Annotated in this window: 19 protein-coding genes and 1 tRNA gene; 7 read left to right on the forward strand and 13 right to left on the reverse strand. The window is 71.9% G+C overall.

Annotated features, from left to right (window positions below; all coding sequences use genetic code 11):
- Positions 1 to 48: 48 nt before the first annotated feature.
- Positions 49 to 333, reverse strand: a complete 285-nt coding sequence (locus Q5694_RS09400) for a DUF4190 domain-containing protein (RefSeq protein WP_333932064.1) — start codon at positions 331 to 333, stop codon at positions 49 to 51.
- Positions 334 to 576: 243 nt separating this feature from the next.
- Entirely contained in the window at positions 577 to 2085 is a 1509-nt protein-coding gene (locus Q5694_RS09405) for a SulP family inorganic anion transporter (RefSeq protein ID WP_333932065.1), read from the reverse strand.
- Positions 2086 to 2461: 376 nt separating this feature from the next.
- Here Q5694_RS09405 and Q5694_RS09410 point away from each other — a divergent pair, with 376 nt between their 5' ends.
- The 4 genes from Q5694_RS09410 to Q5694_RS09425 all read left to right on the forward strand — a co-directional run bounded on the left by Q5694_RS09410 (position 2462) and on the right by Q5694_RS09425 (position 4904).
- Positions 2462 to 2866 (forward strand): MerR family transcriptional regulator, encoded by a 405-nt coding sequence (locus Q5694_RS09410; RefSeq protein ID WP_333932066.1) that lies wholly within the window; start codon positions 2462 to 2464, stop codon positions 2864 to 2866.
- A 116-nt stretch (positions 2867 to 2982) separates the two neighbouring features.
- Complete coding sequence (locus Q5694_RS09415) at positions 2983 to 4335, forward strand: phosphatase PAP2 family protein (protein ID WP_443040837.1); 1353 nt, start codon at positions 2983 to 2985, stop codon at positions 4333 to 4335.
- A 66-nt stretch (positions 4336 to 4401) separates the two neighbouring features.
- Positions 4402 to 4635: a hypothetical protein gene (locus Q5694_RS09420; RefSeq protein ID WP_333932067.1), complete on the forward strand. Its 234-nt coding sequence runs from the start codon at positions 4402 to 4404 to the stop codon at positions 4633 to 4635.
- 44 nt (positions 4636 to 4679) lie between these two features.
- Positions 4680 to 4904, forward strand: coding sequence for a hypothetical protein (locus Q5694_RS09425; RefSeq protein WP_333932068.1), 225 nt, complete (start codon positions 4680 to 4682; stop codon positions 4902 to 4904).
- A gap of 17 nt (positions 4905 to 4921) precedes the next feature.
- Here the strand turns inward: Q5694_RS09425 and Q5694_RS09430 are convergent, their stop codons facing one another.
- From Q5694_RS09430 to Q5694_RS09445, 4 genes are all read right to left on the reverse strand, one after another.
- Positions 4922 to 5140 carry a hypothetical protein gene (locus Q5694_RS09430; RefSeq protein WP_333932069.1) on the reverse strand — a complete coding sequence of 73 codons (219 nt, stop codon included), beginning with the start codon at positions 5138 to 5140 and terminating at the stop codon, positions 4922 to 4924.
- Positions 5141 to 5238: 98 nt separating this feature from the next.
- Positions 5239 to 5781 (reverse strand): hypothetical protein, encoded by a 543-nt coding sequence (locus tag Q5694_RS09435; protein ID WP_333932070.1) that lies wholly within the window; start codon positions 5779 to 5781, stop codon positions 5239 to 5241.
- Positions 5782 to 5992: 211 nt separating this feature from the next.
- Entirely contained in the window at positions 5993 to 9775 is a 3783-nt protein-coding gene (locus Q5694_RS09440; protein WP_333932071.1) for an FG-GAP-like repeat-containing protein, read from the reverse strand.
- 248 nt (positions 9776 to 10023) lie between these two features.
- Positions 10024 to 10097 (reverse strand) — tRNA-Gly (locus Q5694_RS09445).
- Positions 10098 to 10635: 538 nt separating this feature from the next.
- On the opposite strand from Q5694_RS09445, the gene dcd reads away from it, so the two are divergent.
- Together dcd and Q5694_RS09455 are read left to right on the forward strand one after the other, a co-directional pair.
- On the forward strand, positions 10636 to 11211 hold the full coding sequence (gene dcd, locus Q5694_RS09450; protein WP_333932072.1) for a dCTP deaminase: 576 nt from the start codon (positions 10636 to 10638) through the stop codon (positions 11209 to 11211).
- A gap of 52 nt (positions 11212 to 11263) precedes the next feature.
- Entirely contained in the window at positions 11264 to 11761 is a 498-nt protein-coding gene (locus tag Q5694_RS09455) for a phosphoribosyltransferase (protein WP_333932073.1), read from the forward strand.
- A gap of 72 nt (positions 11762 to 11833) precedes the next feature.
- Here Q5694_RS09455 and Q5694_RS09460 read toward each other — a convergent pair whose 3' ends face one another.
- The 7 genes from Q5694_RS09460 to Q5694_RS09490 all read right to left on the reverse strand — a co-directional run bounded on the left by Q5694_RS09460 (position 11834) and on the right by Q5694_RS09490 (position 23057).
- Complete coding sequence (locus tag Q5694_RS09460) at positions 11834 to 12877, reverse strand: Yip1 family protein (protein WP_333932074.1); 1044 nt, start codon at positions 12875 to 12877, stop codon at positions 11834 to 11836.
- A gap of 82 nt (positions 12878 to 12959) precedes the next feature.
- Positions 12960 to 14387: an FG-GAP-like repeat-containing protein gene (locus Q5694_RS09465; protein ID WP_333932075.1), complete on the reverse strand. Its 1428-nt coding sequence runs from the start codon at positions 14385 to 14387 to the stop codon at positions 12960 to 12962.
- A 35-nt stretch (positions 14388 to 14422) separates the two neighbouring features.
- Positions 14423 to 15874: an FG-GAP and VCBS repeat-containing protein gene (locus Q5694_RS09470; RefSeq protein ID WP_333932076.1), complete on the reverse strand. Its 1452-nt coding sequence runs from the start codon at positions 15872 to 15874 to the stop codon at positions 14423 to 14425.
- Between the two features lie 53 nt (positions 15875 to 15927).
- Positions 15928 to 17343 carry an FG-GAP-like repeat-containing protein gene (locus tag Q5694_RS09475; RefSeq protein WP_333932077.1) on the reverse strand — a complete coding sequence of 472 codons (1416 nt, stop codon included), beginning with the start codon at positions 17341 to 17343 and terminating at the stop codon, positions 15928 to 15930.
- 35 nt (positions 17344 to 17378) lie between these two features.
- Positions 17379 to 18788 carry an FG-GAP-like repeat-containing protein gene (locus Q5694_RS09480; RefSeq protein ID WP_333932078.1) on the reverse strand — a complete coding sequence of 470 codons (1410 nt, stop codon included), beginning with the start codon at positions 18786 to 18788 and terminating at the stop codon, positions 17379 to 17381.
- Between the two features lie 80 nt (positions 18789 to 18868).
- A complete protein-coding gene (locus tag Q5694_RS09485) occupies positions 18869 to 20422 on the reverse strand; it encodes a VCBS repeat-containing protein (RefSeq protein WP_333932079.1) in 1554 nt (517 codons plus the stop codon).
- Between the two features lie 298 nt (positions 20423 to 20720).
- The gene (locus tag Q5694_RS09490) at positions 20721 to 23057 is read right to left on the reverse strand and encodes a (Fe-S)-binding protein (RefSeq protein WP_333932080.1); all 2337 of its coding nucleotides are present in this window, start codon (positions 23055 to 23057) and stop codon (positions 20721 to 20723) included.
- A gap of 231 nt (positions 23058 to 23288) precedes the next feature.
- Here Q5694_RS09490 and Q5694_RS09495 point away from each other — a divergent pair, with 231 nt between their 5' ends.
- Positions 23289 to 24299, forward strand: a complete 1011-nt coding sequence (locus tag Q5694_RS09495; protein WP_333932081.1) for an MraY family glycosyltransferase — start codon at positions 23289 to 23291, stop codon at positions 24297 to 24299.
- The last annotated feature ends 27 nt before the right edge of the window (positions 24300 to 24326 follow it).

The following is a 24326-nucleotide window of genomic DNA, read 5'->3' on the forward strand; positions in this document are numbered from 1 at the left end:
GTGTCCGGCCTGCGCCGCCCGCGAACGCCGCGCCCGCCGAGCGTCGCGTCAGCCGCCCACGTACCAGCTGAACCCGCCGTTGTTGGCGGCGACGGCGAGCAGGATCAGCCACAGGACGACGTCGACGACACCGAGGATGATGCCGGCCTTCGCCATGCCGGCGCCGTTCCTGGCCGACGCCTGGCGGCGGGCGACGGCACCGAAGACGATGGCCAGCGGGCCCAGGATGATGTTCAGGAAGAACAGGCCGATGATGCCGCAGCACAGGCTCGCGATCGCCAGGCCGTTGGTGCGCGATCCGGACGCGGCAGAGGAACCGCCGTAAGTCGCCATTGGATACTCCCAGTTGTCGGTTGCACGGACCGAACGGGCCGCACTCTCCTCACTCTTGACGCAGTTCGAATGCCCGGGTGTGGCGGTCCCATGTCCATGGATCCTCGACTGTGGAGCTCCTGCGCGGTGGTGGCGCCCACCGTGTACGGCTCGCGGCGGGCCGGACGCGGCTCGCGGCCGTACACGTCACCCTGCGAGCGCGCCGGACGGCTGCCGCCCCGGTCCTCCGGAGTCCGACCGCCCTCAACGGCCCCCCGTGAGTTCCCCGCTCAGCGTGCGGTGCATCCGGGCGCTGGCCTCGTTCAGGCCGACGATCTCGACCGTCTTGCCGCGCCGGGCGTACTTGGTCTCGACCGCGTCCAGCGCCGCCACCGACGACGCGTCCCAGATGTGCGCGGCGGACAGGTCGATGACCACCCGGTCGGGATCGGCGGCGTAGCGGAAGCGGCCGACGAGGTCGTCGGAGGAGGCGAAGAACAGCTCCCCGGTCACCCGGTACACGACGGATCCGCCGTCGGGCGCGGTGACCGCCGTGACGTCGGCGAAACGGGCGACGCGCCGCGCGAAGACCACCATCGCGGTGACCGAGCCGACGACGACCCCGACGGCGAGATTGTGCGTGGCGACCACGCACACCACGGTGACGACCATGACGGCGATCTCCCCGGCCGGCATCCGCCTCAGCGTCCTCGGCGCCACCGAGTGCCAGTCGAACGTCCCCACCGACACCATCACCATCACGGCGACGAGCGCGGCCATGGGGATGTCGGAGACCACCGGCCCGAAGACGACGCACAGCACCATCAGGAACGCCCCGGCCAGGAACGTCGACAGTCGCGTCCGGGCGCCGGACACCCGCACGTTGATCATCGTCTGGCCGATCATGGCGCACCCGCCCATGCCGCCGAACAGACCGGTGACGATGTTGGCCACACCCTGCCCGACGGACTCGCGGGTCCTGGAGGAACGCGTGTCGGTGATGTCGTCGACCAGCTTGGCCGTCATCAGCGACTCCATCAGCCCGACCAGGGCCATGGCGAGCGCGTAGGGCGCGACGGTCCACAGCGTGTCCAGGGTGAACGGCACGTCCGGCAGCCCGGGCACCGGGAGCGAGGACGGCAGCTCGCCCCGGTCGCCCACGGTGGGCACGGCGATGCCCGCGGCGACCGTGATCACGGTGAGGACGACGATCGACACCAGCGGCGCCGGCACCACGCGGGTGACCTTCGGGAACAACACCGTCAGCGCCAGCCCGGCCGCGATCAGCGGATAGACCGGCCAGGGCACGTCCGTCATCTCCGGCACCTGCGCCATGAAGATCAGGATGGCGAGGGAGTTGACGAACCCGACCATCACGCTGCGCGGCACGAACCGCATCAGCCTGGCGATGCCCAGCGCGCCGAGCACGATCTGCAGGGCCCCGGCCAGGACGACCGCGGCGACGAGATGGCCGAAGCCGTGCTCCCGGTTGAGCGGGGCGATCACCAGGGCGACGGCGCCGGTGGCCGCCGAGATCATCGCGGGCCGGCCGCCGACGATCGCTATGGTCACGGCCATGGTGAACGAGGCGAACAGCCCGACGGCCGGATCGACCCCGGCGATGACCGAGAAGGAGATCGCCTCCGGGATCAGCGCCAGGGCGACCACCAGCCCGGCCAGCACCTCGGTGCGCAGCACCTTCGGGTCGGACAGCCAGGACGGACGCCGTGCACCGCGCAGCAGGGCGGTCGGGGAAAGGGCGGAGAAGGACAAGACGGGGGACACCTGTCGTGCTCGGGGCGCACCCGGCAGCAACGGGTGAGCGGAGGAGGGGAGGAGGGGGGAGGAGGGGAGACGGCGGACGGCGGCGACGTGCGGGTCTTCGCCGGCGGCGGGGGCATCGTCGGCCCCGAGGCAACTCCCGGCCGCGGGACGGCGTCCCGCACCATGAGGACGTGGGGACCTGAGTCCCGGAACACGGGAGTACCCGAGTACGCCACGGGAACGGACACGGCAGCCAGCCAGCCAGCCAGCCAGCCAGCCAGCCGGCGGTCCGGGCCCGGGCAACTCTACCCTGACGTTAGGGTAGAGATCGAAGCGGGACTGCCGGGCCCGGGGCGGGCCCGGTGAGAGACGAGGAAGGCACGGCGTGAGCAGCGAGCACATGCAGATCGGCGAGGTCGCCGCCCGGACCGAGCTGTCGCTGCGCACCATCCGGCACTACGAGGAGACCGGCCTGGTCATCCCCTCCGCCCGCTCCCAGGGCGGCTTCCGCCTCTACACCGAGTCCGACGTCGCCCGCCTCATGGTCATCCGCCGCATGAAGCCGCTCGGCTTCACCCTCGACGAGATGCGCGCCCTGCTGGAGGCCACCGACCGCCTGGACTCCGGCGGGGACCTCCGCCCGGAGGAACGCGAGGACCTCCTCGACCGGGTCCGCGGCTTCGAACAGGCCGCTCGGCGCAGGGTGGAGGACCTGCGCGTCCAGGCGTCCAGGGCGGAGGAGTTCGCCGCGACCCTGGCGGAGCGCCTGGCCGTCTCCACACGGTCCTGACGCCGTCCTCACCCCGCCGATAGCATGTTCGAGCCCGCGATGGAGCCCCCATCGCCTCCCCATCACTCGGCGGTCCGCACGGACCGGCCGTCGGACCGACAGCAGGAGCAGCGCGCGTGGTTTCGCGAATAGGCGGCACGGCCTCGCCGGTCGTGTGGCGCCACGGGCGCGCGGTGCTCTGGGGCACGGCGGCCGTGGTGGCGCTCGGATTCCTCACCGCACTGGAGATCGCCGCCCGCCGCTACGGCGAACCCGGACCGCTCACCACCCAGGCGCAGGCCCTGGTCTTCGCTCCCAAGCCGGGCCCGCTGTACGGCGGCCTGGTGCTGATGATGGTGGTGCTCACCTGGCGGCAGCGCTTCCTCGCGGCCGGCGCGGCACTCGGCCTCGACGCCGTCCTGCTGCTGGTGCGCTGGGCGGCCGGTGCCGAGGCGCCCGACGGCCACTCCGTGGGCACCGGCGCGCTGTGGGTGATGCTGGCCACGGCCGTCGTCGCCGTCACCCGCCGCACCGGCGAGGAACGCGTCCTGCTCCTGAAGGGCGTGGGGCTGGGCCTGCTGCTGGTCGCGGCCCGCAAGACCGGCGACACCTGGTTGTTCATCACCGCCAAGACCCGCCCGGCCGTGCTCGACCAGTACGTCGCGACCGCCGACCACGCCCTGGGCAACCCGTCCTGGCTGGCGGGCCGGATCGTCGAGGCCACCCATCCGGTCAGCACGCACGTGCTCCAGCTGGTCTACGCCCAGCTCGCGGTCGCGGCCGTCGTCGTCGCCGCCTACCAGTTGCGCCACGTGACCACCGAGCGCCGCTTCCCGAGCCACCACCTGGTGCGCACCTTCCTGCTGATCGGCCTCCTCGGACCGGCCGTCTACATGCTCTTCCCGGTCGTCGGGCCCGTCTTCGCCTACGGCCCGGGCGCCTCCGGCACGGGCGGCGTCGAATGGGCCGTGGCCGACCTGTGGCCCCACACGTCACCGCGGATCACGGCCCCGCACCCCATGACGTACGACGGGATCACCCCGCGCAACTGCATGCCCAGCCTGCACACGGCCTGGGCGGTGGCGATCTTCGTCCACACCCGCAGGGCCCCGCGGCCGCTGCGCTACGCCGGCACGTTCTGGCTGGTCACCACGCTCGCCGCGACACTCGGCTTCGGCTACCACTACGGCGTCGACCTCATCGCCGGCGTGGTCTTCGCGCTCACGGTCGAGGCGGCGCTGCGTGCGACGCGGCACGGCTGGGACCGGCGCGGTGTCCGGCTGGTCGCCTACGGCTCGGCCGTCTTCGTCGCGCTGCTGCTGTCGTACCGCTACCTGCCGATGCAGCTGGCCGGGTACCCGGAGCTGTCCGGCCCCCTCCTCGTCCTGGCGATGGTCTCGGTCGTCCACGGCTACCTCCGCACCACCAGGCAGTGGGAACCGGCCCCCGCCCCGACCCCGCGCCCGGAACCCCAGCCGGAACCGGCCTGACACGCCCCGCACCCCGGCCCGGCTCCCGCTGGCCCCGAAAATCGAACACATGATTGAATCCGAAGCATGCGAACGTTTCCCGACGACCTCGTCCGGGTGCAGCGGGAGTGGAGCGCCACCTACCGTCAGCTCGCCGACCGCCCCGGCCGCACGGAACTGCGCCGGCGCCTGCACCGCCTCTCGGTCCGGGCGTTCTTCCACCCCTACTGGCGACAGCGACGCCCCACCGCCACCGCATGGTGGGAACTGCGCGAACTGGCCCACCGGGCCGCGGACACGTCCGGCCGGGTCGCCCGATGACGCGCCGGCATGCGGGTGACCACACCCAGGACGATCCTGAAGACATGGCCGGACCGATCCGGGTGATCGTGCACCCCCCGTCACCCTCCGGGGGCCGGCGCGTGCGCGTGGACGGCGAGATCCTCGGCCTCGCCCACAACCTGGCGGACGTGGCGGAGTTCCTCCGCCGGGCGGGCCTGGACATCGAGCCGTCGGACGTGGCACGGGCCCCGTGGATCGACTGGAGGGGCACGGGCCCGGACGTCTGGGGCCCGGACCCGACAGCCTGAGACCGGCCGACCAGCCTCTACGGACGACGAGGGCGGTCGGAGTCCCAGGGCAAGAACCCATTGACGGCATAGCCGATGATCTTCGCCCGCTGCTCCTGGACGTCGATCCGCCGAGCCTGCTCGATGAGCAGCCCGTCGGCGTTCTCCGTCGCGCGATTGCCCCGCCGCAGCAACACGACGACGAGCACGACGACTATCCCCGCGAGCCCGCCGAACAGCATGCCGATCTCCAGCACGCGACTTCCCCCCATCGGTCCGGCACCGCCCCGCACGAGGACGTACGGGCATCCTTCCCCACGGACGCGACGGCCACTCGCCGAAACGGGCGCGCCGTCTAAGGGGAGTCGTCGACACCGAGATCGGCACGCATGGCATCCTTCTGTGCCCCCACGCAGGGCCAGACCTGCTGATGCAGTTCATCCTCGAGAGCCTGCAGCCCGGCCGCAGACCCGGACAGGGCGGGTGCCTGCTGCTTGATCTTCCCGTACGCGGCGTTCAGCCGGTCCTTGGCCACACCACAGGCGCGCAGCACGGGTCGCGGCGCGATCATCTGCGCCTCCGAGTAGCGGTCCCGGTAGGCCGCCCGACTGGCTTCCAACTCCGCCAGCGCGGCGTCGGCATCGCCGTCGTGCCGAAGGGCGTGCAGATAGCTGTTCATGGTGGTCAGGAACTGCCGGGAGGCGGTGTTCAGCTCGACGTAACACCGCCGCCGCAACTCGAGGCTCTCTCGCTGCCGTACTTGTGCCTGCTCGGCCCGCAACAGCGCCTCGGCGTGCTGCCGTTCCTCGCGCCGCTGCTCGGCGGCGGCCTCCAGCTCCAGCCGCTTGGTGCGGTCGGCACGGTTCTGCGTCAGCAGCGCGGCCCCCAGGGTGCCCACGACACCCACCACGGCAACGACCAGTCCGGCCCAACCCCCGCCCACACTCCCTGTCTTCCACAGGCGGCAGCCGCAGCAAACCCCGACCGGCGGGACCACCACGATCAGGGCCGTGCCGGCACCGGTACGGGCGGTGTGCTCCCCCACCGGGGACGAGGAAGGCCCCGACCGCGACCGGTCGGGGCCTTCCTCGTCCTCTCACGGCGTCGGATCAGAAGAGTGCCTTGTAGCCTTGCCACCCCGTGGCGATCTTGACCCGGCCGGAGAACGAGCCGTTGCCCTTGCCGCTGTTGCGCCACAGGTTGCCGGAGGTGTCCCGGGAGACGAGGTCCGCCTTCCCGTCACGGGTGACGTCCCCGACGCCGACGACGACGTCGTACGCCGCACCCCAGTCGTCGAACACCTTCGTCCGGGACGCGAACTTCCCTGTGTCCGTGCCGTTGTAGCGCCACAGCTCGTTCGAGGCATCCTGCGCCACCAGATCCCCGTGGCCGTCACCGTTCAGATCACCGGCCCCGACGACCTTCTTGTAGCCCCGCCAGTCGTCGTACAGCTTCACCCGCGTCGCCAGCTTCCCGTCGCCGGTGCCCTTGTGCAGGTACACCGCCCCGGTGGAGGAGTTGCGGGTGACCAGATCCGCCCGCCCGTCACCGGTGACGTCCCCCGGCGAGGTCAGCACGTTGTACTGGTTCCAGCCCGTGCCCAGCGAGACGTACGACGTCGACGGCGTGACCGCCTTCCCGCAGCCCGGCCGGTACGCCCGCAGGGAGCCGTCGGCCATCCGCACCAGCACGTCGTTGCACCGGTCGGCGTTCATGTCCCCGAACGGGACCGCCCTGACCGATGCCGGCCAGCCGGAGCCGCCGGTCCTGCCCGAGAAGACACCCGTACCGGAACCATGCTGGAAGGTGAGCGAGCCGCTGGAGTTCAGCGTCAGCAGGTCCCCGACGCCGTCCGGCACCGAACCGGTGCCCGCGTGGTCCCTGGGCGCCGCCGCGACAACGCGTGCGGAGGACTCGGCCGTCGTGCTCTCCCAGCCGCTCTTGCGTGCGGTGACGGCCACGGTCACCTTCTTGCCGCGCAGCGAGGCGGGCACCAGGTACGTGGAGGCGGTGGCCCCCGAGATCACCTGGCCGTCGGCCTTCCACCGGTAGGTGTACGAGTCCGGGGCCGGCGTCCAGGAGCCGGGCGCGGCAGTGAGCTCGGAGCCGGCCCGGGCGGTGCCGTTGACGGCCGGGGCCGCGGTGTTCTTCAGCGGGGCCGGGCTGACCGTGAAGGAGCCACGCGGGTACTCCCAGCCGTTGTGCGTGAGGACGCTGAGGTTCCAGTCGCCCACGGTGAGTCCGGTCAGGTCCACAACGGCCGTCAGGGACTTCCGGTCGGAGGCCACCGAGATGGTGGTGGACTCGACGGACTTGCCGGACTTGCTGATCCGTACCTTGTCGTCCTCGTGCAGGGCGGTGCCCGTCACGGTCACCGTGGTCTTGGTGCCGCTGACGCCGCCGGCCGGGGTGACCGTGCCGACGGTGATCTTCTCGGCGCCGCAGAGTGAGGACGTGCAGACGAGTTCCGCCTTGTAGGCGGTCTGCGAGGCCTTCTCGGGCAGCCCGACGACCAGGATGCTCGGGGTGACCTCCGTCGTGTACGGCTCGTTCACGGAGCACTTGTAGCCGGTCGGGACGGACAGCGTGCAGGTGTTGTCCAGGCTGGCGTCGTACAGCGCGGGTACGGCCGTCTGGGTGCCGCCCGCGGTGTCGCTGACCACGAAGTCGAAGCGGTCGCTGTACGCGGTGGGCAGCGCCGCGCAGACCGCGGTGTGCTGCTCGTCCAGGGTGCCGGTGACCGGCCCGTACCCGTAGCTGACGTTCGAGGCCTCGGCGCACTCGGCGGCCGGTCCGGCGGGGGTCGCGATGCGCAGCGCGTCGAACCGGTAGGACCCGGCGGCCGACCGGTTCGTCGGGACGGTGACGAGAACCTGGTAGCTGGTGGAGCCGGTGACCGCGCACGCCTTGTTGCGGTACGAGCAGACGGCGTCGCCCTCCGCGTCGTACACCAGGATGTTGGCGGTGCCCAGCGGGTCGCGGACATCGAGGTGCAGGGTGTCGCCGGCGTCGGCGGTGGTCACCTGACGGCAGAGCAGCAGGCCGGGTGCGGCCGGAGTGCCGCCCCTGGACGGGCCGTCCACCGCGGTCGCCGGGTTCGCCGCGCAGCCCTGGGCGGTGGCGGTGACGTCACGCCGGGCGAGGGTGTACTCGGCGGCGGTGTCGCGGCCGGTGACCAGCACGGTGTGCGCGACGCCCCGGGCGAGGGCACAGGTGGTCCAGGTCGACAGGGACGCCGAGACGTTGCACACCTGCTTGCCGTCGGCGTCCAGCACCGTGAACTCGGCGGTGGACCCACCGGAGACGGCGCGCAGTTGCAGATTCTCCGTCGCACTGTGGTCGTCCGCCGGGATGGTCAGGCAGTGCGAGAAGACCCCGTCGCCGGTGCGGAACCGGGCCGCGGCGCCGTCGGCGGTGAAGTCACCCGCAGGCAGGGCCGGGCAGCCGCTCGCCGCGTCCGTGCGGTGCAGGGCGATGCGGTAGGAGCCGGTCGCCGTGTCGCTGTCGTCGGCGGACACCAGGGCGCGGAAAGGGGCGGAGCCGGTCAGCGCGCAGGTGCCCTCGCCGAGCGTCTCCCAGCCGCACCGCTGGACACCGTCGGCGTCGACGACCACGACCTCCGGCTGCGGAGCGGGCCCGCTCAGGGGCGTCAGCGCGGCCATCCGGGCGCCCTCGGGCAGCGGCAGCGTCAGGCAGTCGGTCTCGCCCGCCGTGGCGAACCCGCCCTCGTGGGTGCCGAGTTCCGCGGGCTCGCAGCCGGCGGTCGAGGCGCGGTCGAGGATGAGGGTGGCGTGGTCGGTGAAGACGGTGTAGTCCCCGGCGGGGAGGGCGCAGCCGGCGCACACGGCCTTCCCCGTCCGGTCGTACACGGCGAGGCCGCTACGGGACCCGCCGGTCACCTCGTACACGCGGTACCGGCCCCCCTCCCGGGCGGTGAAGACCTTGCAGCCGGTGGCGGGTTCCACGGTGGTGGGCGCGGAGCCGTACGCGTTCACGGGGACGCGCGCACAGCCGGCCGGGTCGGACAGCCGGCGGATCTCCAGGGTGTACGGGGCGGGGAAGCCGCGCTCGGCCTTGCTGACGTGCCCCAGCACCCGGTACGGCCCGTCGCCGGGCAGCACGCACCCCTCGCTGTCGTCCTCGTTGAAGTGCGGGCAGATGTGAGCACCCGACTCGTCGGTGATCCAGTTCGTGAACTCGCCGTAGCTGTTCGTCTTGAAGTCGACGGTGATCCGCTCGCCCGCCTTCCCCGTGAAGGGGTGGCACACAAGGCCGAACGGTGAGACGGCGGAGCCGGTGACCGGCGGAAGATCCCAGGAGGTGCCCGTCTCCCGCGCACACCCGGTGGTGGCGGCGAGCGGGGTGACGGTCACCTGCGTCTCGAGCGGCTCGGTGCCCCAGCTCGTGTCGACGAGCTTCAGCGTGAAGGCCCCGGCCCGCGGCAGCGCGCACCAGCCGTCGCCCCACGTGTGGTCGTAGCAGTCCACCTGCGTCTCACCGTCGAAGACCTGAGCGGCTGTTCCAGTGCGCTCCGTGAGGACGCGGTGCAGGCCGGGCTCCTCGGCGGTGAACGTGAAACAGGCGCTGCCGTCCGCGGGCACGGCGGCCTTGCCGACCGCGGAACCCGGGTCGCCGAAGGGGGCGAGGGGCAGGGTGGGGCAGTCGTCGGCGGCGGTGTCCGACGCGGCTGCACCGGAGGCGGCACGTGACGCCGCAGGCTCCGTTGCGGTGGCCGTCGGAGTGGCTGTTGCTGTGGCTGCGGGCGTGGCGCCGTCGGCCGCCTGCGCCGCACCGACCGGCAGCAGGCCCGTCAGCAGCACCGAGAGTGCGACGGTGAACAAGACAACGGTGTACGCCACGGATCTTCCGCGCGCACACAGGTGGTAGGGCATGGCCATCCCCCCAGACGGCGTCGAACGACGCAGGTGAATGCCGGGGCCGCAGGTGACCGCGGGTCGAGGGCGGCGCCGGCGAAATCAGCGAATGATCGCACAGATGTGCCCCTTGATACACCTGTTGTCGAGTGCCCCGGAGCCACCCGCCGAACTGGAACGCGACATGGCGCGGCGCCGCCGCACACCCGGGCACCCGGCCTGGAACGACAAAGAACCCCCGGGTCTGGTGACCTGGGGGTTTCGCATGGAGCGGGTGACGAGAATCGAACTCGCGCTCTCAGCTTGGGAAGCTGATGTTCTACCATTAAACTACACCCGCGTAAGACGCCGACCGAGTCGGTGTCCGAGCGATCGCCACTTTACCTCATGTCGGGCCCCCGGTGTTGATGCCGCGGGGCCTGAGGCCGTTTCAGGCATGGGATGCGGCTGCGGGGGAACGGAGTTGGGGCGTACGGTGGTGCGGTCGAAGAGGGCCCCGGCGGGGATCGGAGTGCCGCCTGGAGGGTCGTCCTTTTGATCCCGTACTGTGGCTTTTGTCGTCAGGCGAGCAGCAGCCCGACGCGCCTCTTGGGGAAGGGACTCTTGGACTTGATGGAGCGCACCGTCGTCCGTTGTGCCGATGGGCACGTGTTCAGCACCGCTTCGTTCCCGATGCAGCAGGCCGAGCGACTCGGCCCCGGCCGGCTGCTTCGGTGCCCGCGCTGCGCGCGGCTGCGGAGCGTGGTTCCGGTGACCTTGCAGAAGCAGTAGCCGGGCAGGGCGCGGACCGTAGCGGACAAAGCGGGCATACAGCAGCGCGCAGGCGCGTGGAGTCGTCCGGTTGTGGGCGCTCCGCGCGCCTTGCGTATCCTCGGGGCGTGCTTCTCTCTGACAAGGACATCCGGGCCGAGATCGATGCCGGGCGGGTGCGTATCGATCCGTATGACGACGCGATGGTGCAGCCGTCGAGCATCGATGTGCGGCTGGACCGCTACTTCCGGGTGTTCGAGAACCACCGTCACCCCCACATCGACCCCGCCATCGAGCAGGCCGATCTGACCCGGCTCGTGGAGCCGGAGGGGGACGAGCCGTTCATCCTGCACCCCGGCGAGTTCGTCCTGGCGAGCACCTACGAGGTCATCACCCTGCCCGACGACCTCGCCTCTCGGCTGGAGGGCAAGAGCTCGCTCGGGCGGCTGGGCCTGGTGACGCACTCCACCGCCGGCTTCATCGACCCCGGCTTCAGCGGGCACGTCACCCTCGAGCTGTCCAACCTTGCCACCCTGCCCATCAAGCTCTGGCCGGGCATGAAGATCGGGCAGCTGTGTATGTTCCGGCTGACCTCGCCCGCCGACTTCCCCTACGGCAGCGAGCGGTACGGGTCGCGGTACCAGGGGCAGCGGGGACCGACCGCCTCCCGGTCGTTCCTCAACTTCCACCGGACCCAGGTGTGAGCGGGCCGGTCATGAGCGACGCTGGCAAGAGGACGGGCGAGGGGACACCGGCATGAGTGACGTACGCGAGAACCTGACCTACGAGAAGTTCGGCGTCGCCGTGCGCGAGCTGGCGCAGACCATCGCCGACGACGGCTACGAGCCCGACATCGTGCTGAGCATCGCCCGCGGCGGCGTCTTCGTGGCCGGTGGGCTGGCCTACGCCCTGGACTGCAAGAACATCCACCTGGTCAACGTGGAGTTCTACACGGGCGTCGGCACCACCCTGGAGATGCCGGTCATGCTGGCTCCCGTGCCGAACGTGATCGACTTCTCGCAGAAGAAGGTGCTGATCACCGACGACGTCGCCGACACCGGCAAGACGCTCAAGCTGGTGCGCGACTTCTGCCTCGACACCGTCGCCGAGGTGCGCAGCGCCGTCGTCTACGAGAAGTCGCAGTCGCTGGTGAAGTGCGAGTACGTCTGGAAGCGGACCGACGAGTGGATCAACTTCCCGTGGTCGGTCGAGCCGCCCGTGGTGCGGCGGGCCGGGCAGGTGCTCGATGCCTGAGTGCGGCTGAGCGACGTGGAACGGAGAAAGGGGCTCCCCTCGGGGAGCCCCTTTCTGTGTGCTGCGCGGGGCTCAGACGGTGCCGAGCTTCACGATCGACAGCAGGGCGATCAGCTGGATCGCGGACGCGCCCAGGGCCTTCGGCCAGGGCAGGTCGTGGGAACGGCTCACCATCAGCGTGAGCAGCAGGCCGCCCGCGACCCACGTGGCCCAGCCCAGCAGCTGCACGAACATCGCGTCGCCGCCGGCGAACATCGCGAAGACGAGGCGCGGCGCGTCCGTGAGCGACATGATCAGCATGGACAGGCCGACCGTGGGCTGCCAGGCGCCGTCGCCGCCGAGCTGACGGGCCAGGGTGTGGGTGACCACGCCCAGCACGAGGGCGCTGAGCACCATCGCGACGGCCGTCGTCAGGACGATGGGGATGGCGTTCGAGAGGGTCGCGTTGATCGCGTCCTCGCGGGCGCCGTCGAAGCCGAAGACCGCGAGCAGGCCGTAGAGGAACGTCACGATGAGGGCCGGGCCCCACATCGAGTAGTCCCGCATCTGCAGGAAGGTCTGGTTCGGGGCGAGGACGATCCCCTTCAGCAGGGCCTTCCAGTGCAGGCGCGGGCCGACCGGGCCGGGCGGCGGGGCCGCCGAGCCGGCGCGGTAGGTGTCGCCCTGGGTGTAGGGGTCCTCGCCGACCGAGAAGGCCTGGGTGTGGCCGGGGTTGTTGGCCGCGTACGGGTCCTGCGGGCCCTGCGGTCCGGGCGGGTACGCGCCGTCGCCGAAGTACTCCGGCTCACCGCCCTGCCCGCCGTAACCGCCGCCCTGCCCGCCGTGAGCGCCACCGTGCCCGCCGTGACCGGCGTTCGGCTGCGGCCAGCCCGGACCGCCGCCGCTGCCGTACGGCGGCTGCTGCGGGTAGGGCTGCGGCGCCTGCGGGTAGCCGTACGACGGCCCCTGCGGCGTCTGCTGCCCGTACGGAGGGTTGTGCGGTCGCGTCTGAGGAGCGCCGTTGTTACGGCCGCGTCCGATCCTGAATCCAGCCACGCCTTCGAACGTACCTGGTCCCGCGCGGTGGCGTGCCGGGCCCGGGGTTCCGGGCCCGGCTTTGCGGCCGAGCTGTGACATCCCTTAAGGGGCAGGGGCCTTGGGCCTCGGTGGGCCGTCGGGGTTCCGCCGTACGGGGGTCGCCCGGGCGCACCGGTGCGGGTCAGAGCATGTCCTGGCCGAGCCTCAGGTAGCCGGTCGTGGACATGTTGAGGGAGCCGGGGCCGAAGCTGACCGCGTTCTTCGTGGTGATGCCCGAGGCGGATCCGCGCAGGCTGTAGACCGCGCCGGAGGGGTGGTTCTCGCCGTCGGAGCCGATCGACAGGTCGGCCTTGCCGTCGCCGGTGAGGTCGGACAGGCGGACGGCGGAGCCGAAGCGGTCGGCGGACTCGGCGGTGCCGGGGACGCCCTCGGTGTTCTGTGTGAACGACCGGGCGCCGGTGCCGGTCAGGCCGGCCGCCGAGCCGCGCAGCACCGTGACGCTGCCGGCGATCTTCGCCGAGCCGACGGTCTCGTGGATCGTGCCGACGGCCAGGTCGCCGTAGCCGTCGCCGTTCACGTCGCCGACGGAGAGGTCGTTGCCGAACCAGTCGCCCTCCTCGTCGGCGCCCGGGACCCCGGCGGTGTCCTGGTCGATCGTGGTCTGCGGGCGGGTGCGGACCCCGTCGGCGCTGCCCGGCCATACGCTGACCGAGCCGCCGAGGCTGCGGCCGTCGCCGCCGTAGGCCGCGGTCACGACGTCGGCGAAGCCGTCCTTGTTCAGGTCGCCGACCGCGGCCACCTCCCAGCCGCCGCTGACCAGGAACGCCTGCTCGGTGAGACCGGAGGCGGCCCCGAGGTAGACGAAGCTGCCGTCCTCGTACGTGGACGCCTTGCTGCCGGTGGCGACCAGGTCGTCCGTGCCGTCGCCGTCGACGTCACCCGCGGCGAGGTGCTGGGCGCCGCGGATGCTGTTGCCGGGCTGGAGGCCGGTGGCGAGCTCGTACCGGGCCGTGGAGCCCGAGGTCTTGGTGAAACCGCGGTGGATCCAGACGTCGCTGCCGGTGCTGCCGGTCGCGAGGTCGGGGCGGTCGTCGCCGTCGAAGTCGCCGACCGCGAGGGACATGCCGTACTCGTCGTGGGCCGACACGGCCGGGTCGGCGACGCTCTTGCCGCCGGACAGGCCGTTCTTGCCGCCCCAGACGACGGTGACGGAGCCGCCGTCCGCGTCGGAGCCGACGTCCTCGCCGACGCTGCCGATCACGAGGTCGGCGTAGCCGTCGGCGTTCAGGTCGCCGGAGGCGAGGGCCTTGCCGAAGCGGTCGCCCTGCTCGGCGGTGCCGGGGATGCCGGCGGTGTCCTGGGTGAGGACGGTGCGGCGGGCGGCGCTGATGCCGTTCGCCGAGCCGTACGTGACGACGACGGCGCCGGCGTCGGTCCTGCCGCCGACGGGGGTGTAGGGGGCGGCGGTGGCCAGATCGCGGTAACCGTCGCCGTTGAAGTCGTCGGCGTACTTCGCGGGGGCGGCGGAGGCCGGTGCGGCGAGGAGGACCGGGGTGAGCCCGGTCGCCAGGAGGGTGGCGGCGAGGGCGGCCGCTGTCTGCCTGCGCATGGGTGACCTTTCTGTAGGGGTGTGGGTGAGGGGGTCTAGCCCGCGAGCACGTCTCCGAAGGCGGCGCCCTTGACCGGGCCGCCCACCGTCGCGGCGCCGAAGGACGTGGACCCGGTGGCCGTGACGCCGGACGAGGTGGACTTCAGCAGCCACACCGCGCCGTCGCCGTCGTTCTCGTAGGCCGCGCTGGACACCAGCTCGGCGCGGCCGTCGCCGCTCGCGTCGGTGAGCCGCACCGCGTAGCCGAAGGAGTCGTAGGCCTCGACGGTGCCGGGGACGCCCGCGGTGTCCTGGGAGAAGGACTTGGCGCCGCTGCCGGTCAGGCCGGACGCCGAGCCGCGCAGGACCGTGACCGTGCCCGCCTGCTTCCGCGAGCCGATGACCTCGTACGGGGCGCCGACCGCGATGTCGGTGTAGCCGTCGCCGTTGCTGTCGCCGGCGGACAGGCTCCAGCCGAAGCGGTCGTTCCTCTCGGCCGTGCCCGGCACGCCGGTGGTGGCCTGGGTGATGCGCACGGGGGCGCGGGTGCTCAGGCCGCCGGCCGCGCCGTAGGTCACGGTGACCGCGCCGCCGGGTCCGCCGTTCGGCTCGGTCGCCGACTTCTCCATGAAGTTGCCGGTGACGATGTCGCCGAAGCCGTCCTTGTTCACGTCCGCGACGACCGCGTCGTAACCGCCGGCGACCTTGCTGCCCGGCGTCAGCCCGGTGGCGGTGCCCTTGTAGAGCACACTGCGGGTGCGGTGGCCGTCGCCGGACGCCTCCTGGCCCATGACGAGCAGGTCCGAGCGGCCGTCGCCGGTCACGTCGCCCGCGACGATACGGTCGGTGTTGACGCCCGAGCGGGTGAGGGTGTCGATGCCGGTGTGTCCGGCGGCCTTGCCGGCGCGGGTGAACGGGCCCTTGAAGAGGTTCAGTTCGGGGTGGGCCATGTTGGCCGCCGCCAGGTCGGTGTCGCCGTCGCCGTCGAAGTCGCCGGTGGCCACGGACCAACCCAGTTCGTTGCGGTACTCGGGGAGGGGGCCGGTCAGGTCCGTCGCGCTCTTCAGGCCGCCCGCACCGCCCCAGACGACGGTGACGACGCCCGAGTCGTCCGTGGAGCCGATGCGCTCGCCGTGCACGCCGACGACCAGGTCCGTGTAGCCGTCGCCGTCCAGGTCGCCGGTGGTCATCCGGTCGCCGAAGTGGTCCTGCGTCTCGGGCACGCCCGGGATGCCGTCGGTGGCCTGGCTGATGATCTGCCGCCTGGAGCTGTCCAGGCCGGCGGCGGTGCCGTACACGACGGCGACGTACCCGGCCGCGGTCTTACCGCCGACTGTGCCGAGCGGAGCGGCGATGGCCAGGTCGCGGTGGCCGTCCCCGTCGAAGTCACCGGACAGGCCGGAGGGGGCGGTGGGGGCGGCGGTGGCCGTCGCCGGGAGGGCCGTGAGGAGGCTTGTGGTGAGGGCCGTGGTGAGGGTCGTGGCCAGGAGGAGGGTTCGTGTGCGCATCGGTTCGGTCCCGGGGGTCGGAGGCGGCGGTGACGGCGGCGGTTCGGGGGTGGTCAGGAGGAGAGAGCCGTGCCGTAGCCCGGGGTGCCCGCCGTGGAGACGCCGGTCGTGGCCGGGCCGAAGCTCGTCGATCCGGATGTCGTCGGGCCGGTGGCCGTGCCGCGCAGGAACCACACCGCCCCGTCGCCGGAGTTCTCGCCCGGCGCCGCGACCGACAGGTCGGCGCGGCGGTCGCCGGTGACGTCGGTGAGCGTGACCCGCTCGCCGAACCGGTCGCCCGGCTCCGAACCGCCGGGCACACCCGCGGTGTTCTGGGTGTAGGACGCGGAGCCCTTGGTGGTGAGGCCGGACGCCGAGCCGTACAGCACGGTGACGGCGCCGGCGGAGTCGTTCTCGCCCGCGGTGCCGACCACCAGGTCGGCGTGGCCGTCGCCGTCGACGTCACCGAGTGCCACGTCGCTGCCGAACCGGTCGCCCTTCTCCGAGGCTCCGGGCACGCCCGGGGTGTCCTGCGTCAGGACGAGCGGGGCGCGGTCCGTGGCGGGGCCCTCGGGGCCGCCGTAGACGACGGTGACCTTGCCGCCGAGGGCGCCGCCCGGGTCGGCGGAGGTCTCGCGGTCGTTCCCCACGACGATGTCGGCGTGACCGTCCCGGTCGATGTCGCCCACGGCGGAGACGAACCCGCCGGGCAGCTTCTGCAGCCAGTCGTCGTAGTTGCCGATCTTCAGGTCGGCGAGGCCGGTGGCGGCGGCACCGTCGTGCGCGGTGCGGCCGTGCAGCACCACGCGGGGGTGGCCGTCGCCGGTGACGTCCCCGGAGGAGAGGTGGGTGATGCCCGCGGCGGAGGACCACCAGGAGTTGCGGCCGCCCGAGGCGCCTTCGGGTGAACTCGTCCTCGTGATCGGCCCGTCGACCCGGGTGAGGGTGACCGGGCCGGTGGAGCCGGACGCGACGTCGAGGTCGCCGTCATCGTCGAAGTCGCCCACGGCGAGGGTCCGGCCGTAGCGGTCGTAGTCGGTGTCGAACGGGCTGTACAGCGAACGGGCGCCGCTCAGACCGGACTTGGATCCCCAGACGATGGTGACCGTGCCGTTGTTGGTGTCGTAGGAGTCCTCGCCGGGGACGCCGACCAGCAGGTCGGCGTAGCCGTCGGAGTCGAGGTCCGCGGAGGCCAGGGCCGAGCCGAAGGCGTCGTCGGCCTCGGCGGTGCCGGGGATGCCGGCGGTGTTCTGGGTGAGCAGCGTGCGCGTCGCGGTCTTCGGCCCGCCGGTGGCGCCGTAGACGACGCTCACCGCGCCCGCCCTGGCCTTTCCGGAGACGGTGGCGCCGGGTGCGCCGATCGCGAGGTCGGCGCGGCCGTCGCCGTTGAAGTCCCAGGGGGCGGCGGCCGGGGCGGCGTGCGCGGCGGCGGTGAGGGCGAGCGGGGTGAGGGCCGCCGCGAGCACGGCGGCGGCGATACGGGTGCGCATGGGGATGGGTGCCTCGCTGGGAAGTCGTCGGGGGGTCACTGGGCGAGCACGGAACCGAGGCCGGTGTAGCCCTTCAGGCCGGCACCGGAGGACGTGATGCCCTGGGCGCCGCTCGTGGTCAGGCCGGAGGCCGAACCGCGCAGCGTCCACAGGCCGCCCGTGTCGTTCTCGCCGCTGACGCCGACGGCCAGGTCCGCCTTGCCGTCCTTGGTCACGTCGGTGAGGCCGACCGATGAGCCGAAACGGTCCCCGGACTCGGCCGATCCGGGCACACCGGCGGTGTCCTGGGTGTACGACTTCACGCCGGTGGCCGTCCTCAGGCCGGAGGCGGAGCCGAACAGCACGGTGACCGAGCCCGCGTCCCGCGCCGAGCCGACGTCCTCGCCGGGGGCGGAGACCACGACGTCGGCGTAGCCGTCGCCGTTGACGTCGCCGGTGCTCACCGCCGAGCCGAAGGCGTCGTCGGCCTCACCCGCGCCGGGCACACCCGCCGTGTCCTGGTGGACGACGGTCGGCTGCTGCGCCGGGTCGGGGCCGTTCGGGCCGCCGTACCAGACGGTGACCTGGCCACCCTTGTGACCGCCGGGCTTCAGGTCGAACGGGTCCGTCGGGTCACCGAGGACGAGGTCGCCGAAGCCGTCGCGGTTGACGTCGCCGATCGCACCGGGGTAGCCGTCCGCGTTCGTCAGCTCGGACATCTTGTACGTCATGCCGGTCCAGCGGAACCAGTTGATCTCGCCGCCGTTGTCGCCGTCCACGTTGAACGGGTAGACGCGCTCGGCCGCGCCGTCGCCGGTGAGGTCGCCCGCGATCACCTCGAACGTGGTGCCGACCTCGCCGACGCGGACGTTGCTCACCGGGCCCCCGGTGCGCGTGAAGGGACCGTTGTAGAGGCGGGTGTGGCTCTGGCCGGTGAGGGTGACGTCCGTGTCGCCGTCGCCGTCGAAGTCACCGGTGGCGATGCCCCGGGAGAAGTTGCCGTACTCCGCGAGCGTGCTCGGCTGCGGCAGGCCCTTGCCGCCGGTCAGACCGGACTTGCTGCCCCACAGGACGGTGCCGGAGCCGACGCCGTCGCGGTCGCCGACGCTCTCGTTGGAGGCGCCGACCACGAGGTCGGAGTAACCGTCCCGGTCCAGGTCGCCGGCGGCGAGCGCGGAGCCGAACAGGTCGCCCGACTCGGCGGTGCCGGGTACGCCCGCGGAGTTCTGGGTGACGACGGCCTTGCGGGCGGCCGAGACGCCGGACGACGAGCCGTACAGCACGACGACGGCACCCGCGCAGGAGGCCGAACCGACGTCGGCGCACGGGGCGCCGGCCGCGACGTCACGGTACCCGTCGCCGTTGAAGTCCCCGGCGAGCCGGGAGGGGGCGGCCGAGGCGGGGCCGGCGGTGGTGAGGAGGCCGGTGGTGAGGGTGGCGGCCAGCAGGAGGGTGCGCTTGCGCAAGGGAGTGCTCCGGTGAGGAAGGGGCCGGACCTGGACGGCCCGGCCCCGAAGGGGTGGAAGAGAACGACTCGGTCGCCGGCTCAGTCGCCGAAGTTCGCGCCGAAGTTCGGGTAGCCGGTCGTGGAGACGCCCGTCGCGCCGGGCCCGATCGCCCGCGAGCCGGTCGCGGTGATCTTCGTGCCGGTGGACGGCAGGTAGAGGACCGAGCCGTCGCCCGCGTTCTCGAACGAGCCGGCCAGCAGGTCGGCGCGGCCGTCGCCGTTGACGTCGTCGAGCTTGACGTCGACGCCGAGCATGTCGCCCTTCTCGTCCGAGCCGGGGACGCCCGCGGTGCTCTGCGTGAAGGACTGCGCGCCGGAGGCCGTGTTGATGCCGGAGTCCGAGCCGTACAGCACGACCAGCTGGCCGGCGTCGGTGACGGAGCCGACGTTCTCGCCCGCGACGCCGATCACCAGGTCCTGCTTGCCGTCACCGTTGACGTCGCCGAGGTCCAGCTCGTAGCCGAAGTAGTCGTTCTTCTCCGAACTGCCGGGCACGTTCCCGGTGTTCTGGGTGATGCCGGTGGTGGAGCCGATGCCGTCCGCGGCGCCGTAGGTGATCCACACCTTGCCGCCGTCGGCGGCGCCGGGGAACTCCACGCCGCCGTCCGCCTTGTTCCAGTACATGCCGCTGACGATGTCACCGAAACCGTCGCCGTTGATGTCGCCGATGCCGGTGATGGGGCCGGCCTTCAGCTGCCGGGCCCCGGAAGCCGACAGGCCCGTGCTCGTGCCCAGCAGAAGGTAGTTGGCGTTCCAGTAGCGGCCGGTCTCCGTCTCGAAGCCGTCGACGACCAGGTCGGTGCGCCGGTCGCCGTTGACGTCGCCGGCGGTGAGGTTGACCGCCCCGGTCCCCTCGCCGGAGGTGTCCACCGGCGCCTTGACGGAGGTGCGGCCCTTGACGGCGGTGCCGGTGGGGCTGATGCCGCCCTTGAGCACGTAGATGACGTTGGAGGTCGTGCCGACGGCCAGGTCCGCCTTGCCGTCGCCGTCGAAGTCGCCGGCGGCGAGCTTCCTGCCCCAGCGGTCGTGCTTGGTGGGGGCCGCGTCCGCGATCGTGACGCCCTTGCCGGTGATGCCCTGCGCCGATCCCCACAGGACCGCGACGGTGCCGCCGTCCTTGTCGCTGCCGACGTCCTCCATGGGGGCGGAGACGGCGAGGTCGTCGTAGCCGTCGCCGTTGAAGTCGGCGTAGGCGCTGTCGACGCCGAATACGTCACCGGCCTCGGCGGTGCCCGGGCTGCCGGCGGTGTTCTGGCTGATCACGGACCGCTTCGCGGAGGTCACGCCGCTCTTCGTGCCGTACAGGACGACGAGCTGGCCGGCGTCCTTCTTGCCGCTCACGTACCCGCCGACGGCGGAGAACGCCACGTCGCCGATGCCGTCGTGGTTGAAGTCGGCCTGCGGGGTGTGCGTCGCGTCGGCGGCGGTCGCCGTACCCGCGGTGGCCGTCAGCAGGGTGCCGGTCAGCGCCGCGGCGGCGGCCGTCGCGAGGGCGAGGCGCGGGCGGGGGCGCGGCCCGGGGCCCAGGCCGTGGCGCCGGTGCGGGCGGGTGAGCGCGAACGGGCGCCCGGCGGGGCGCTCGTGCTGCTGCATGCGGGTCTCCTGCTGCATGCGGGGGACGTCTCGGGGACGTCCGCAGTCGATGTGGGGCCGGAACCATCCGGTTCGCCGGGAGTTGTCCGGGCGTTCACGGGCGGTCGGCGATCAGGAGACCTGTGTGAGGGCGTAAGGGTTGTACGTGAGTTCGGTGAACTTTTCGAGCGGTCCCACATCGTCGCCTGCCTGGTCGGGGGCCTCACATCACCCTTTCCGGCCGGAAGATGCCCAGAACGCCGACACCCCCGCCCGATGACCCGGGCAGGGGGTGTCCGACGTGAGGGTGGGCCGGGGGCTACTTCACCGGCTCCGGCTCCGGGGCGTCAGCGGAGTCCGACGTGCCCGCCGGCGGCTCGCCGTCGTCGCCGTCGGAGTCGTCCGGGCCGGCGTCGGCGGCCTCCGCCGGGACCGGCGTCTTCACCGAGTCCAGCAGCAGCTGGGCGACGTCGACGACCGTGATGGACTCCTTGGCCTTGCCGTCGTTCTTCTTGCCGTTGACCGAGTCGGTCAGCATGACCAGGCAGAACGGGCAGGCCGTCGAGACGATGTCGGGGTTGACCGACAGGGCCTCGTCCACGCGCTCGTTGTTGATGCGCTTGCCGATGCGCTCTTCCATCCACATCCGCGCGCCGCCCGCGCCGCAGCAGAAACCCCGCTCCTTGTGGCGGTGCATCTCCTCGTTGCGCACACCGGGGACGGCGGCGATGATCTCGCGCGGCGGCGTGTAGATCTTGTTGTGGCGGCCCAGGTAGCACGGGTCGTGGTAGGTGATGATGCCCTCGACGGGCGTGACCGGGATGAGCCTGCCCTCGTCCACCAGGTGCTGCAGCAGCTGCGTGTGGTGGACGACCTCGTAGTCGCCGCCGAGCTGCGGGTACTCGTTGCCGATCGTGTTGAGGCAGTGCGGGCAGGTGGCGACGATCTTCTTCGCGGACTTCGGCTTCGCCGACTCGGGCGTCACCTTGCCGTCGTCGTCCATCTCCTCGCCGAACGCCATGTTCAGCGCCATGACGTTCTCCATGCCGAGCTCCTGGAACAGGGGCTCGTTGCCCAGGCGGCGGGCGGAGTCACCGGTGCACTTCTCGTCGCCGCCCATGATGGCGAACTTGACGCCCGCGATGTGCAGCAGCTCCGCGAAGGCCTTCGTGGTCTTCTTGGCCCGGTCCTCCAGGGCGCCGGCGCAGCCGACCCAGTACAGGTACTCGACCTCGGTCAGGTCCTCGATGTCCTTGCCGACGACCGGGACCTCGAAGTCGACCTCCTTGAGCCACTCCAGGCGCTGCTTCTTCGCCAGGCCCCAGGGGTTGCCCTTCTTCTCCAGGTTCTTGAGCATCGTGCCCGCCTCGGACGGGAACGCCGACTCGATCATCACCTGGTAGCGGCGCATGTCGACGATGTGGTCGACGTGCTCGATGTCCACCGGGCACTGCTCGACGCACGCGCCGCAGGTGGTGCAGGACCACAGGACGTCCGGATCGATGACGCCGTTGTCCTCCAGCGACCCGACCAGGGGCCGCTCGGCCTCGGCGAGCGCGGACGCGGGGACGTCCTTCAGCTGTTCCTCGGACGCCTTCTCCTCGCCCTCCATCGTCTTGCCGCCGCCGGCCAGCAGGTACGGCGCCTTGGCGTGCGCGTGGTCGCGCAGCGACATGATCAGCAGCTTGGGGGAGAGGGGCTTGCCCGTGTTCCAGGCGGGGCACTGCGACTGGCAGCGGCCGCACTCGGTGCAGGTGGAGAAGTCCAGCAGGCCCTTCCAGGAGAACTGCTCGACCTGGGAGACGCCGAAGACGTCGTCGTCGCCCGGGTCGGTGAAGTCGATCGGCTTGCCGCCGGACGTCATCGGCTGCAGGGCTCCCAGAGCCGTGCCGCCGCTCGACTCGCGCTTGAACCAGATGTTCGGGAACGCCAGGAAGCGGTGCCAGGCGATGCCCATGTTCGTGTTCAGCGACACCACGATCATCCAGATGAACGAGGTGCTGATCTTGATCATGGCGACCAGGTAGACCAGGTTCTGCAGCGCCGTGACCGACAGGCCCTCGAAGGCGAGGACCAGCGGGTACGAGGCGAAGTAGGAGGCCTGGTAGTGGTCGACGTGGTGGAGCGCGCCCTCCAGGCCGCGGAGCACGTAGATCGCCAGGCCGATGGTGAGGATGACGTACTCGACGAAGTAGGCCTGGCCGGCCTTGGAGCCCGCGAAGCGGGACTTGCGGCCGGGCCGGTTCGGCAGGTTCAGCAGGCGGATCGCGATGAGGACGGCGATGCCCAGGACCGTCATCACGCCGATGAACTCGATGTACAGCTCGAACGGCAGGAACGTGCCGATGACCGGAAGCACCCAGTCGGCCTGGAACAACTGGCCGAAGGCCTGGGCGAGGGTCGGCGGCAGCGTCAGGAAGCCGACCGCGACGAACCAGTGCGCGATGCCGACGATGCCCCACCGGTTCATGCGCGTATGGCCGAGGAACTCCTTCACCAGCGTGACGCTGCGCTGGTAGGGGTTGTCGGTCCGGGCACCGGCCGGGACCGGCTGGCCCAGCTTGAAGTACCGGACGAACCGGCCGATCGCGCGTGCGAGCAGCGCGACGCCGACCACGGTCAGTACCAGCGACACGATGATCGCGGCGAGTTGCATGGGGGCTCCTCGGGCCTGCGAGGGGTTTCGTCGGGGTGACCTGTCGCTCTTCAGGCCCACCCGAAATTACTAAGCGGTAACTTATGCAGTCCGTCTGAGACTACCCCTATCTTCCGCCGCACTGTAGCCGGGTGGGCAGTGATCTGAATCGCTGAGGGTTGCCTCAGAACCACCACGGATGCCGTCGTGTTATTCGTACCGAATTGTCATAGTGACGCCTAACTTATATCCGTGCTCTACGGGATCGTCGCCGCCGCCTCCGCCCTGCTGCTCACCGCGCTGCTCGCGGCCGCCCTGAGGGGGCCCGCCCTGCGGTTGCGGCTGATCGAGCGACGGTCCCGGCGCGAGGTGCCGCTGTCCGGCGGAGTGGCGGTCGTCGCGGTCACCGGGACGGTCGTGGCGGTCAAGGACTGGTCGGCGGCCGGGACCGGCACCGGCGGGCTGCTCGCCGCCGGCGGCGCGGTCGCGCTCCTCGGCCTCGCCGACGACGTGTGGCGGCTGCGGCGGCGGGTCCTGGCCGGCGGTACGGCGGTCGCGGCCCTGTGCGTGGCGCCCTACGCGGAGGCGGGCGTGGCGACCGGACTGCTCGGCGCCGTGTGGGTCGTCGGGGTGACGCTGGGCCTGAGGGGGCTCGACCACGCCGACGGGCTCGCCGGGAGCGCCGGGGTGCTCGCCGCCTTCGGGGTGGCCGCCTGCGCCGCCGTCGACGTCATGGACGGCGTCGCCGGGCTGGCGAGCGTGCTGGCCGCCGCGCTGACCGGGTTCCTGCTGCACAACTGGCACCCCGCGCGCGTGGGTCTCGGCAGCTGCGGGTCGATGGCCGCCGGGTTCGTGATCGCCGCCGGCGCCGTGCAGGTCCGCGCGGGGTTCGGTGTGGCGGAGAGCGCCGGGGTGCTGTTCGCCCTGAGCGCCCTGGCGGGAGCCGACGTCGTCCTCGTCCTGCTGTCGCGGCGGCCGCCCGGGCGGGCCGTGGGGCGCAGTGGCCCGGACCACCTCGCCCACCGGTTGCGCCGGCTCGGGATGACCGTGCCGGGAATCACCGTGCTGCTCGGCGTCCTGGCGTCGTGCGGTGTGCTCGCCGGGGTACTCGCCCATGCCGGGTGGATCGGGGCGGGTGCCCTGTGGTGGGTGGTGGGAGCGGCCCTCCTGGTCGCGTTCGCCCTTTCGCGTGTCCCTGTGTACGCACCTCGACGCAGAGTATCTCCGCAGGTCGGAGCCCCATTGCGTGTAAGGAACGGATAAGAGTTGAGCCTGTTCGACTCAGCTCTG

The sequence above is a fragment of the Streptomyces sp. AHA2 genome, assembly GCF_036857595.1.
In the GTDB taxonomy this organism is placed as follows: Bacteria; Actinomycetota; Actinomycetes; order Streptomycetales; family Streptomycetaceae; genus Streptomyces.